A 12,765-nucleotide genomic window follows, 5' to 3' on the forward strand; every position below is an offset into this window, starting at 1 on the left:
TAAAAAATAAAATAGGCTTTAAATTTTTAATATTTAAAGCCTATTTTTTATTTTTACTTTTTTATTAATTTATTACTTACTGCTTTTGAAAGTTATTATAACTACTTCAGGATAAGCAAATAATCTAAGCGGCATAAGAACAGCACCTATTCCTGAAGTAACATAAACTTTCATATTACCATAATTCATAAGTCCGTAAACAGCAGGAAAAAGAGGATATTCTCTATTTTTGTTTATTCCTTCCCATACCCACATAGGAAGAAAACTTATCTGAAGTCCATGAGTATGTCCTGAGAAAAAGAAATCTATAAACTTCATATATCCTCCGTCTTTTGCTCTTTTCAAAGGTATATTAGGTTCATGAGATAATAGTATATGGAAATCTTCTGCTTTAACATTACTAGTGGCAATATCAAATTTAACATCATCTGTTAAAAAATCCCCTACCCCTCCTATAGATATGCATTCTCCGCTTTCATTTGTTATAAATAAAATATCATTATCAATTACTTTAAATCCATTAGAATACAAAGCATTAGAAACATCTTCAGTACTTTCCCAATTATCATGATTACCTAAAACAGCATATTTACCATATTTAGCTTCCAAGCCTTTTATTCCATTATTGAATTTCTCAGTATTCTTTTTATCATAATGACTAAATTTATGAGGAGCACTATAAATATAATCGCCTCCAAATAATATCATATCAGGTTTTTCATTCATTATTAAATCAGACATTCTTATTACATGACTTTCAGGTATATAAAGCCCAGCATGCATATCTGCAGCTAAAGCCAATTTCATATTATCAAAACTTTTAGGCAAATCTTCAAATTCTAAAGTAATATATCTCACCCTCATAGAATGAGCTGTTTTATACATATATAAATGCATTACAAATAAAAATATAATCACTACTAAAAATATTATTTTATTTCTTTTTGATACTTTCTTTAAAAAATTCATTTTTAATCCTTAACCTCTATATATAATTATAATTAGATATTAAAAGAGATAGTACAAATGATAACAATACTATACATATACTAAATAATACCAATTTAATACTAAATATCATAAAAATAAATATCATTAAAATAGATAATATTAAAGAAATAATAAAAGATAAAGAATATAAACCATTTAATAATAAACTCTTATTCCAAGTATTTATAAACTTTGATAATCTTCTGTGAAAAATAGATAATACAGATGCTGATAATAAAGAAAGAGAAAAAGCTAAAACTATTATAAGCAAAATAGTAATGTTTCTAATTGAACTTGAATTTTCCATATAATATACTTTATCAGCAGAAACAATTTTTAAATCATTATTATTTATTATTTCACTTCCATTTAAAAGAGAATATATATCATCATTATCAGAAAAAACTATTATGCTTTCATTATAAGGGGATTTATCACCTTCTTTAAGATATATAAAACTATTCATAGCAGTTACATCGCCTATAATATCATAATTTTTATCTTTCAAATCATATATTCCGCTTACATAAAAATATCCTGTTTCAAGCCAGCCTCTTGATGCCTTTGCTATCAGTGATAAAGCATCTCCTATCTTCAAATTCAAATAATTAGCTAAATCCTTACCTATTATAATTTCTCTTTTAGGACTTTCAAACATCTCCCCTTCTACAATGATATTTGATACGCTCATTCCATTTTCTAATATATTTTTATCATAAGCATAAACTCTAGAATATATGCTTCCTGTTCTTATAACAACTCCCACAGGAAAAGTTAATACTGTTTCTATATCAGCATACTCATCATAAGAACTAATTTCTTTAAATAATAAATTAGTTATACTATTATTAATATCATTACTTACAGCATTATTTGTAGAAAAATCTATTGAACCATTGAATAAAAATGTATTTCTTGATGTGTTATTCTTTACTATCCTTACAATTTTTTCAGATGATTTATTGTCAGAATTCTGATTTGATTGATTTGCAAACACAAAAAATGATGCGTACAATACCAAAAATACTATTGTATATGTGCATACAAGTCCGAATATAATTAATATATTCTTGTTTTTCTTGTACTCTTCATCTTGTAAAAATACTTTCTCCCAAACTTGATATTTAACATTTGATGAAATAACAGATAATATATTTACAATAAGAAGTAATGGATATATATAATCAAATACAAATTCACCTTTATAAAATAATATAAAAATATATATAATAAAAGATATTACAAATCCAATTACACTATATAATAATTTTGATTTAAGTAATTCTTTATAACTGTAAATAGTATATGAGTTAATAAATATAAATACAGAAAGTAAAGTAAATAAATATATTAATATTATATATATTTTATATTTAGAATAATTTTCATTAGATTTATAATCATCTGCCAAAACATCTTTTTTGCTATATGCTCCAAAATCATCGCCGAAAATTTGTTTTATATCATTATTATAATCAATTATTTTTTTATAACTTATATTATTCTTAACATATATTTCAGTAGCAGCATTTTCTAAACCTACAAAATTATTTAAATTATTTATATCTATTAAAGCATAATTATAATTTAATTTATCAGATACTTCTATTATATTATATTCCTCAGCATTATAATGTCCTGTTTTTGTAATAAGTTTTAATATTATAGTGTCATTAGTATTAACATCTAGTACTGAAGCTATTGATTTACTTATAATAATTGAATTATCAGTATTGAAATTTTCTAATATATTATTATTTAAAATACCAAAAACTTCATTATCATTTTTTATATCAATACCATTTATTACTATTTCTTCCTCTCCCAAATGAGATATTAAACTAGCTCTGTATTTTAGTCTTGAGGTTATAGGACCAGATTTAAATATTTCTCTTAATTTCTGCTCTTTATTAGAATAATCAAATATATAATAATCATCTAATATATAATCTCTTGATTCTTTATAAGTACTATTCATTATATTGATATTGCTTAAAGAAGTATCAGAATCATTTTTAGCTAAATAACTTAAAGAAAATAATGCAGTAAATGTAATTACTATAGATATTAAACAAACAAGTATATTAATTTTTTTCATAAATATCCCAAACAAAAATAATCATAATAATATAAAAAAAGATTATATCTTAATAGTCATTTTTGTAAATAGTAAATATTATTTTTTGATAAGCAATTATAAACTAATATATTTAAAAAATAAAAATGCTGACATATAAGAAATTATACGCCAGCATCATATAATCTAATTAAACTTTATTATTCTTGGAATAAAGGAGTTGTTTTATTAGTATCAAAACCTATAACTTTTGTAACTATTAAGAACATATTAGTAGTACCTTCTTCCATTCCAGGTCTTTCTTCTAAATAACCCTCAACTTTAAGATTAACTTTAGTAGGTTCAGCAAAATTAAATCCTGTATATTCTCTCTCTAAATTAAGATACTCGCCTTCCATAGCTACAGGATAAGTTTTCATTTCTGTGTAATTGCTGAAATTAGCAGAATCAGCATAATAAACAAAATCACCTTCAAAAGTTTGAGTATTTGAAGTTAATTGAGTTTCTGCTGCTTCATTATTATTAGTATTTGCTGCAGCATTTAAATCAGCGTTTTGAGTGCTTTCTGTTTTATTAGAACAAGAAATTGCAAGCACAAAAATGATAAATAGTAAATAGATTCTTTTCATTTTTACCCTCTTTAATTATATTATTTTGTTTTATGTAAAACAAAATAGTATGAAATTAGTAATAAATTTTTTATATTTTTTTATACATTTAAACAATTAATCTAATTTTCTCATCTGAGGGAAAAGAATAGTATCCCTAATGCTAGCAACATTCAAGAATAATATAGCCATTCTGTCAATACCTATTCCAAGTCCGCCTGTAGGAGGAAGTCCATATTCCAAAGCATTGATATAGTCTAAATCCATATCCATAGTTTCATCTTCACCGCGTGCTTTAGCTTTTAATTGTTCCTCAAAACGTTCTTTTTGATCTATTGGGTCATTAAGCTCGCTGAATCCGTTAGACATTTCCATTCCGCCTATAAATAACTCGTATCTTTCTGTAATATCCGGATTATCAGGATAAGATTTTGAAAGAGGAGAAACAGCTTTAGGATAATTAATAACAAATGTAGGCTGTATCAATTTCTCTTCAACTTTTTCTTCAAATACTGCCACCATTACTTCCCATTTAGAAGGTTTAGTTTTTGAAGTATCTATTTCTACACCTACTGATTTAGCTTTCTCTAATGCCTCATCATCTGACAGTATAGCATTAAAATCAAGTCCTGAATGCTCTTTAACCAAATCAACCATAGGTACTCTTGCAAATGGAGGTTTAAAATTAATCTCATAATCTTTATACTGAGAAGTATATTTTCCATTTAATTTGAAACATACTTTTGAGAATACTTCTTCTACCAATTCCATAACTTTGTGGAAATTAGCATAAGCCATATATGCTTCCATCATAGTGAACTCTGGATTATGTCTTGTAGATATACCTTCATTACGGAAATTTCTATTAAGCTCAAATACTCTGTCAAAACCGCCTACTACAAGTCTTTTCAAATAAAGTTCAGGAGCTATTCTCAAATATAATGTCATATCCAAAGTATTATGATGTGTGATGAAAGGTTTAGCCTTAGCTCCTCCAATCAGAGGATGCATCATAGGAGTTTCTACTTCTAAAAAGTTATTTTCTATCATTACTTCTCTTATAGCAGAAATCATTTTTGATCTTTTAATAAATGCTTCTTTAACATCATCATTCATTATCAAATCAACATATCTTTGTCTGTAGCGGAGTTCTGTATCTGTTAAGCCATGGAATTTCTCAGGTAAAGGATTTAATGATTTTGTTAATAATTTTAATTCATTTGCATATATAGTTATTTCACCTGTTTTAGTTTTAAAAACAGTACCTTTTACACCAACAATATCTCCTATATCTATTAATTTTTTAAATACTGTATTATAAAATTCATCGCCTACCTTATCTCTTTGTATATAAGCCTGAATAGTTCCTTCAGCATCCTTTATAGTTAAAAATGAAGATTTACCCATTACTCTATAAAGCATAATTCTTCCGGCAATTGCAACTTCAGTTTCATTCTTCTCCAACTCTTCAAATTTCTCTGCTATCTCATGAGACTTATAAGTTACATCATAACTGTTTGGAAATGGGTTTATTCCCATACCTCTCAATGTATTTAACTTCTCTCTTCTGTTTTCTTTTTCTGCATTTTTTTCTACACTAGTATTTTTTTCATTTTGTGTATTTTCAGAATTATTTTGATTTTCTGACATTAAATTATCCCTCTTAAATTATTTGTTATTTATAATGAAATAACATGAAAAATATTGCTATAAATATATATTAAAAATAAAAAAAATTCTATAAAAAATTAATATTATTGAATATAAATAAATTAAATATGATATTCTTTCAAATAAATATAATTGAATTTACATTTGATAAAGTATATTATGTAATATTTTTAATTTAGTGTTTATAATATAAAAATAAGTATCTTGAATATATTATATTTAATAAGAAAAAATAAACCAATTATAATATTTCATTTAATGAATACTATTAATTACTTTACAATATTAAAAAATATATTATTATTAATATATGAATAGTAAATTAAAAATTATAAAATACAAAGCTATACTATTTTTCATAGGGCTGATATTTTTATCTGCATCATTTATTATAATATATCTTAATTTTAGATTCAATAGTGAAAATATAATTAAAGTAAATGCAAATATAGAAAGTATTGAACATTATGAATATGGTATTATAAAAAAACAAAAATTTGCAAATGTAATTTACAGTTTTACTTATGAAGGGAAAAAAATAATACTTACAAATTCATATTTGGAATATTCAAATAATAATCTTTCAGTAAACTCAAAAACTGAAATACTTTATGATAAAATAAGCAATACTATAGTAACAAAACCTAGAATATATACATTAGTTATGGCATTCATATTTATAATATTAGCAATAGTTGTAATTGTATTTGGTTTTAAATTGAAGCAAAATAATATATATGTATCACCGAAACTAGATAAATAAAAATATAGTTTTAATCTATAATAAATAATTAGTTAATATAAAATTCATAATCTTTTGCTTTAGAACATGATTTTCTCAAAGCAAAATGAACTAGAGCTAACATAATCTTACTAATATTTTTAGCTGATGAATTGCATATTGAAACGCATCTCATACATGATATACATTTATTTTTATCAATTATTTTAGGATTATTAATATCTATTGCCTGAACCGGACATTTCTTAGCACATAATTTACAATCATTGCATTTATTTGTAGTTTTCGGCACTAAGGATACTTTACTTATTTGTCTATATGGACGATTGCCTTTTAATTTATGTTCATCTAAAACTTCAGAAGCATTTATTATATTACCTGCAAATTCTTTAAGTTTTGCTATATCGTTTTCATCTGGTCTATTAGAAGCATATTTATAAGCTATAGAATGTTTAGTAATTGCCGCTATAGCAGAAGTAACTTTAAAATTTAAATCTTTTGCTATATCGTAAAGTTCAATTAAAGTATCTTCATAATCTCTATTACCATAAACAGATACAATAACAGTATTAGCTCCATTACCTTTTATTTGAGATATACGCTTTGATGATATTTCCGGAACTCTGCCTGCATAAGACGGTACTGCAATAACAGCAATATCATCTTGAGATATTTTTACGCTTGAGAAATCCATACTATAATCAGTTAAATCGACTTTTTCTATACTGCTGTTAGTTTTTTGGCTTATTTCTGAAGCAATTGCATCGGCAACTTTTTTTGTTCCGCCTGTTGGGCTGAAAATAATTTCATATATCTTCATATAAAACTCCAAATATAATTTAATTAATTATAATTAAGTTTCCTACTTTATCAATATTATATTATGTTATTTTTTATTGTTGCTAGTGATAACCTATCTTATATACTGAAATTTTTAATTTTTTATATTTTGTAAATGTACTATCAACTTTTTCCCGCCGCTACACTCTGTGAGCTTCGCCAAAGTTGCTGCCTTATGCATAGCGTGCTACAAAAAATAGATAACATTTATATAAAGTGAATCAGTTGACAAACTTAAAAATTTTCATTATATATCAATTACTTTTGAAACAAGTTTATTATTGCTGTTAATAAAAAAACAGCTGAGAACTTCATCATCAGTTATCAGCTGTTTATTGTTGTTATGCTCGAAAAAGCCTATAAGCCCTCAATAATGAATTATCGAGGCGGCTTTTTATTTATTTATATATTAAAAAATCTCGCTTATAAAGAGCTGATAACTTCCTTCGTCAGTTATCAGCTGCTCGATTTTTTAATTGTAATTATTTTTCTAAAGCCACAATATCGTTATAGCCTTTTTCTCTAGCTATATCAAATACAGTCTTTTTCTCTTTGTTTACAACTGTAGTGTCTGCTCCATTCTCTATTAAAAGTTTTACGAGTGATGTATTTCCATTGTCAATAGCCTGAAGCAGTAAAGGATAACCATCTTCTGAAGGTATAGGAGTATTTACATCAGCACCTTGCTCTATTAAATACTTTGCCATTTCTGTATCACTATTATAAAGAGTACTAGCCAATAATGAAATATTTACATTTGGATAGTATTCTTTAAGTTCATATTTCATAGCAGGATCAATGCCTTTTTCAACTAAATATTTTACTATATCTAAACAGCCTGACTTAACAGCATAATCAATTAAAGGATAGCCATAACTATCAACATAATTTATATCAGCTCCATATTCAGCAAGCATTTTAAATTTATCTAAATAACATTTTGATTCTCCAACATATCCAATTGTTTCAAATAATATAGGAACAGGTTCTTCCCAGCCGTACTCAAGATCTACTTCAGCACCTGCTTCTAATAATTCTTTCATTATTTTTAAACTATTTTCATTTGTAGACATTACTGCTGAATGTAAAGCATCAATATTTCCTTCTCCTATAAAATTAACATCTGCCCCTCTTTTTATAAACTCTTTTACAAGTTCTAAATATCCTTTTGCAGAAGCTGTTTTTAATGGACTATCATTATCAACATAAGTCTGATCAACATTAGCACCGTAAGAAAGTAATTCTGTAACCATTTTTTTATCACCGTATTGTAATGCCATTATTAAACTTCTTTCTCCATGTTTCTCTTCAAAGCTTTTTAAAGACTCAGCATCCTTTACATTTTTAAGATCATTAAAAGCCTCCAAATCCCATTCTGGTACTTCACTAATTTCTGCAGTATCAGTATTAATTTCTTCAATATTATTATCTTCAACATATTCATCATTATTATTAGATATTTCTGTATTATTGGTATTAATGGCATTAGTATCTGTAGTTACTTCTGTATTATCAGTTTTTTTAGAATTACAGCTTATTATACTGATTAATATTAAAGCTGTTATAATTATTTTTTTCATTTAAATACTCCTTAATCATTATTGTTTATTATAATATCATAAGTAAATACAAAAGTAAAGAAAATATTAATTACCATTATACAGTATATGATAAATCAATTAAAAATATACTGTTAATAAAAAAATAGCTGACAATTAAATCTGCCATTTATTATTGTTATGCTCGCCACCTGTAAGGGTGCCTACTTGGCTACGCCTATAATCAGCAAATAAATAAATTTATTTGCTGGCTACCCAAAGGGTACCTACTTGGTCGGCTCGCTTTTTATTTTTTTTCTCTAACTATATAAAATACAGTCTTCTTTTATTGTTGTTATGCTCGAAAAAGCCTATAAGACCCTCGATAATGAATTATCGAGGTGGCTTTTTATTTATATGCAATTCTGTCGGCTCACTTATATTATTTTTCTAAAGCTGCAATCTCATCATAGCCTTGTTCTCTAGCTAAATCAAAAATTGTTTTTCCGTCTTTATCAACAACAGAAGTATCTGCACCTTTCTCTATCAAAAGTTTAAGAAGTTCAATATTTTCAACTCTAAGAGCAACAAATATTAAAGGTAAACCAGAAACACTATCAGTTTGAGTATTAATATCAGCACCTTGTTCTATTAAATATTCTGCTATTTCTGTAGTTTTATTTCTTACTGCAGCATTAAGTAATGAATAACTTTTACCTGAGTATGAATGAACATTGGTATATGTCATAGCAGGGTCAACACCTTGAGAAACTAAATATTTTACTATATCAATACATCCTTGAGAAATAGCAACAGCAATTACGGGGCCATACTCAAAATTTGAATAATTTATATCTGCTCCATGTTCTGTAAGTAGTTTAACTTTTTCTAAATTGCATCTTCCTATTATAGCAACATTTAATATATTTCTAGTACCATAAATAATATCTGTATCTGCTCCTGCATTTAATAATTCCTTTACTACTTCAAAATGATAATTTTTTTCAGACTCTACTGCATAATATAAAGCATCTATATCTCCTCCTTCTTCTTCTTCTTCTCTAAAATTAACATCAGCACCTTTTTTGATAAGTTTTTTTACAAGTTTCAAATATCCCATTTTTGAAGCTAATTCTAAAGGAGTCCTGCCATCATTATCATCTTTCATATTTACATCAGCACCATAAGATATTAATTCAATAGCTTTTTTTTCTGTAGGAAATTTATCAATAGCAAATACTAAAGAAGATTTACTAGGATTTTTTGACTGCCATTCATCGAAAGATTTTTTATCTTTTATAGAATCAATTTCATTAAATAATTTTTTTTCCTTTTCTAACATTGTAGTTTTATATATACTCCACATATCATTAGAAGCATATCCCTGATAGATTTTTTCATCATCATTATTAGATATTTTATTCTTAGATATTTCTGTATTATTGTTATTAACAGCATTAGTATCTGCAGTTGCTTCTGTATTATCAGTTTTTTTAGAATTACAGCTTATTATAGTAATTAATATTAAAGCTGTTATAATTATTTTTTTCATAAAATACTCCATAAATAATTATTATTTACTATAATATCATAAGTAAATATAAAAGTAAATAAAATACTAATTTCTTATTGCTGCTAGCGAGTTTATCACTTTAAATATTATTTATATTATTTTTCTAAAGCTAATATATCATCATAACCTTTTTCTCTAGCTATATCAAATACTGTTTTACCTTCTTCATTAACTACAGAAGTATCAGCCCCGTTTTCTATAAGAAGTTTTACTAATTCTGTATTTTCTACTGATATATCATTGTCTATAGCTTCAATCATTAAACTTCTTTCTTTAGAATATGCTGGTACATTAACATCTGCCCCTTGTTCTATCAAATATTTAGCTATTTCTGTACTTTCATCATAAACAGTATCAGATAATAAAGAATATGAAATGCCATTTTCAGTATATTTCATTTTAGGATCAATACCCTTTGAAACTAAATATTTTACAATATCAATACGATACGTTTTTCTAATAACATTTGCAATTACTGGTGTTCCGTTTTCATTGACTCTTTTTATATCAGCTCCATTTTCCGTAAGCAATTTAAATATCTCAAAATTAAGTTTACTGTCCATAATATTATTTGAATTCATCAAAATATCTAATATAGAAAAGTCTTCTCCTTCATCTCCTATATAAATATTATTAACTTCAGCACCAGCATTAATTAATTCTTTAAATATTAAAATACTAACTTCATTATCATCAGTGGCACAGTCAATAGCATGTAATAAAGCATCAAGTCCGTCATAATCTTTAGCATTAACATCAGCATTATTTTTTATAAGCTCTTTTAAAAGTTTTAAATATCCACTACTAGATGCAGACATTAAAGGAGTCATTTTTACAAAATCTGCTGTTCTTTCATTAACATCAGCACCATAATTAATAATTTCAATAGCTTTTTCTTCTGTAGGATAATAATTAATAGCAAACATTATAGGTGTTTCATCTGTATATTTAGACTGCCATTCATCTAAAGAGGCTTTATCTTTTATAAGATTAAAATCTGCAATAGCTTGTGCATATTCTTCAGCTGATGAAGCATTATAATAAATATTAGTGGCATATCCTTCATACTCTTTAGTATTAATTTCTAGTGTATTGGTATTAATTACAGAAGTTAATTTAGTATTGTTTTTTGCATTATTTGTATTAACGGCATTAGTATTTGCAGTTACTTCTGCATTATCAGTTTTTTTAGAATTACAGCTTATTATACCGATTAACATTAAAGCTGTTATAATTATTTTTTTCATTTAATTCCCCTTATATTATAATAATTTATTTTTTCTTTTTATAATATTTGCTTACTATGTTAATCATTTTTTTATCCTGAATAGCCTCAGCATATTCTAAAACATTGTAGCTTTCTTTTATACTTCTGCCATAGTCATTATCAGGTTTCATTTTTATATTTAAATCAACACCATTTTTAAATAAATATTCAGCAACTTCATAATTATGTTGGTCTATAGCATGAAATATCGCAGTATAGTTTATATCATTAGGATAATAGTTCACATCAGCACCATTTTCAACCAATGCCTTAACTATTTCTAAATTACCCTCACCTGCAGCAATTGCTATAGGAGGATAATAATCTAAAAATTTTGTATCTAAATCGGCACCATTATCTTTTAAGAGTTTTACCACTTTAGGAGTAGATGCCGCAAGTATAGTAGCAGGAGCAACTCCGCCATCATTTGTAGCATTTACATTGGCACCATTTTCTATTAAAAGTTTTGAAGCTTCATAAGGATTCTCTCCTGTAACAGCCCAAAGTAATGGAGTGTCCCCATTTTCATCAGCTTTTCCATTAACATCTATTCCATTATCTATTAAATATTTCATTATATTGATATTGCCTTTTTCAGAAGCATAAATAAGTGCAGATGCTCCCCAAGATGATTTTTCATTTATATCTGCATTATTTTCTAGTAATAAATTAAACATTTCTTCATTTCCCTTTTCGCATGCAATCATAATCATGTTTTTACCGTCTTTATTTTTTATATTTATATCAGAGCCATGTTCTATTAATAATTTTGCCATCTCTATATTATCAGTTCTTACAGCTTCCATTAAAGCATTAAATCCATCGTCTGCTCTTAAATTAACCAAAGCCCCATTATCAATCAAAGCTTTTGCTATATCATAATGCCCATATGATGAAGCTATCATTAAAGGGGTAGAATTAGTATAGTGTGTAACATCGCCTATAGTAAGCTGATATTTTAAAGCAGCATTTATACCGCCATCATTTATCAATTCAATCATTTCAGCAACGCCTGTTTTATTTTTATTTTTTTCTAATAGTTTTAATAATTCTTCGCTAGGTATTATTATTTCATTTTTAGTTACTGTATTTTTTAATTTATAATTATTACTGTCATTAAAAGTGTTATTATTTTTTGTTTCTTCTTTTATCTCTTCATTTTCAGTATATTCATCAGCTTCTTTATCAGGATCTATTAATGTATTATCTTCTATTTGTATATCATCTGTTTTTTCTTCATTATTTATAATACTGTCTTTTACTTCATCATTATTGCTTCCACTACTAGCATATAAAGCTATTGCAGTCATTATAGTTATTATAAAGATAATAATAATTTTGTTTTTCATAATTTCAACCTTAAATAGCATATTTTATTTAATGATACCATAAATGAATATAAAAGTAAAAAAAATACTAATTACCATTATACCGTATATAAGAAATAAATAAAAAATAT

Annotated in this window: 10 protein-coding genes; 1 reads left to right on the forward strand and 9 read right to left on the reverse strand. The window is 25.8% G+C overall.

The annotated features are described in order from the left end of the window. Positions 1 to 72: 72 nt before the first annotated feature. From BHYOB78_RS09920 to lysS, 4 genes are all read right to left on the reverse strand, one after another. A complete protein-coding gene (locus tag BHYOB78_RS09920) occupies positions 73 to 969 on the reverse strand; it encodes a metallophosphoesterase (RefSeq protein ID WP_020064004.1) in 897 nt (298 codons plus the stop codon). Positions 970 to 985: 16 nt separating this feature from the next. After that, positions 986 to 3,088 (reverse strand): hypothetical protein, encoded by a 2,103-nt coding sequence (locus BHYOB78_RS09925; RefSeq protein WP_020064005.1) that lies wholly within the window; start codon positions 3,086 to 3,088, stop codon positions 986 to 988. Between the two features lie 179 nt (positions 3,089 to 3,267). Continuing rightward, on the reverse strand, positions 3,268 to 3,696 hold the full coding sequence (locus BHYOB78_RS09930; RefSeq protein WP_020064006.1) for a copper homeostasis and adhesion lipoprotein: 429 nt from the start codon (positions 3,694 to 3,696) through the stop codon (positions 3,268 to 3,270). 96 nt (positions 3,697 to 3,792) lie between these two features. After that, positions 3,793 to 5,325 carry a lysine--tRNA ligase gene (gene lysS / locus BHYOB78_RS09935; protein ID WP_020064007.1) on the reverse strand — a complete coding sequence of 511 codons (1,533 nt, stop codon included), beginning with the start codon at positions 5,323 to 5,325 and terminating at the stop codon, positions 3,793 to 3,795. 331 nt (positions 5,326 to 5,656) lie between these two features. On the opposite strand from lysS, the gene BHYOB78_RS09940 reads away from it, so the two are divergent. Then, entirely contained in the window at positions 5,657 to 6,109 is a 453-nt protein-coding gene (locus tag BHYOB78_RS09940; RefSeq protein WP_020064008.1) for a hypothetical protein, read from the forward strand. Between the two features lie 28 nt (positions 6,110 to 6,137). Here the strand turns inward: BHYOB78_RS09940 and BHYOB78_RS09945 are convergent, their stop codons facing one another. The 5 genes from BHYOB78_RS09945 to BHYOB78_RS09965 all read right to left on the reverse strand — a co-directional run bounded on the left by BHYOB78_RS09945 (position 6,138) and on the right by BHYOB78_RS09965 (position 12,655). Beyond that, a complete protein-coding gene (locus tag BHYOB78_RS09945) occupies positions 6,138 to 6,908 on the reverse strand; it encodes a 4Fe-4S binding protein (RefSeq protein ID WP_020064009.1) in 771 nt (256 codons plus the stop codon). A 502-nt stretch (positions 6,909 to 7,410) separates the two neighbouring features. Next, entirely contained in the window at positions 7,411 to 8,508 is a 1,098-nt protein-coding gene (locus BHYOB78_RS09950; RefSeq protein ID WP_020064010.1) for an ankyrin repeat domain-containing protein, read from the reverse strand. A 400-nt stretch (positions 8,509 to 8,908) separates the two neighbouring features. Next, positions 8,909 to 10,018 carry an ankyrin repeat domain-containing protein gene (locus BHYOB78_RS09955; RefSeq protein ID WP_020064011.1) on the reverse strand — a complete coding sequence of 370 codons (1,110 nt, stop codon included), beginning with the start codon at positions 10,016 to 10,018 and terminating at the stop codon, positions 8,909 to 8,911. 116 nt (positions 10,019 to 10,134) lie between these two features. Beyond that, entirely contained in the window at positions 10,135 to 11,286 is a 1,152-nt protein-coding gene (locus tag BHYOB78_RS09960; protein ID WP_020064012.1) for an ankyrin repeat domain-containing protein, read from the reverse strand. A gap of 25 nt (positions 11,287 to 11,311) precedes the next feature. Then, positions 11,312 to 12,655: an ankyrin repeat domain-containing protein gene (locus BHYOB78_RS09965; RefSeq protein WP_020064013.1), complete on the reverse strand. Its 1,344-nt coding sequence runs from the start codon at positions 12,653 to 12,655 to the stop codon at positions 11,312 to 11,314. Positions 12,656 to 12,765 lie beyond the last annotated feature (110 nt).

This window comes from Brachyspira hyodysenteriae ATCC 27164 (genome assembly GCF_001676785.2).
In the GTDB taxonomy this organism is placed as follows: Bacteria; Spirochaetota; Brachyspiria; order Brachyspirales; family Brachyspiraceae; genus Brachyspira; species Brachyspira hyodysenteriae.

What these genes read in the sequence shown, in the direction of transcription:
- BHYOB78_RS09965 (WP_020064013.1), bottom strand. Translation starts at nt 12,655, where the DNA reads ATGAAAAACAAAATTATTATTATCTTTATAATAACTATAATGACTGCA.
- lysS (WP_020064007.1), bottom strand. Translation starts at nt 5,325, where the DNA reads ATGTCAGAAAATCAAAATAATTCTGAAAATACACAAAATGAAAAAAAT.
- BHYOB78_RS09950 (WP_020064010.1), bottom strand. Translation starts at nt 8,508, where the DNA reads ATGAAAAAAATAATTATAACAGCTTTAATATTAATCAGTATAATAAGC.
- BHYOB78_RS09945 (WP_020064009.1), bottom strand. Translation starts at nt 6,908, where the DNA reads ATGAAGATATATGAAATTATTTTCAGCCCAACAGGCGGAACAAAAAAA.
- BHYOB78_RS09920 (WP_020064004.1), bottom strand. Translation starts at nt 969, where the DNA reads ATGAATTTTTTAAAGAAAGTATCAAAAAGAAATAAAATAATATTTTTA.
- BHYOB78_RS09930 (WP_020064006.1), bottom strand. Translation starts at nt 3,696, where the DNA reads ATGAAAAGAATCTATTTACTATTTATCATTTTTGTGCTTGCAATTTCT.
- BHYOB78_RS09955 (WP_020064011.1), bottom strand. Translation starts at nt 10,018, where the DNA reads ATGAAAAAAATAATTATAACAGCTTTAATATTAATTACTATAATAAGC.
- BHYOB78_RS09960 (WP_020064012.1), bottom strand. Translation starts at nt 11,286, where the DNA reads ATGAAAAAAATAATTATAACAGCTTTAATGTTAATCGGTATAATAAGC.
- BHYOB78_RS09940 (WP_020064008.1), top strand. Translation starts at nt 5,657, where the DNA reads ATGAATAGTAAATTAAAAATTATAAAATACAAAGCTATACTATTTTTC.
- BHYOB78_RS09925 (WP_020064005.1), bottom strand. Translation starts at nt 3,088, where the DNA reads ATGAAAAAAATTAATATACTTGTTTGTTTAATATCTATAGTAATTACA.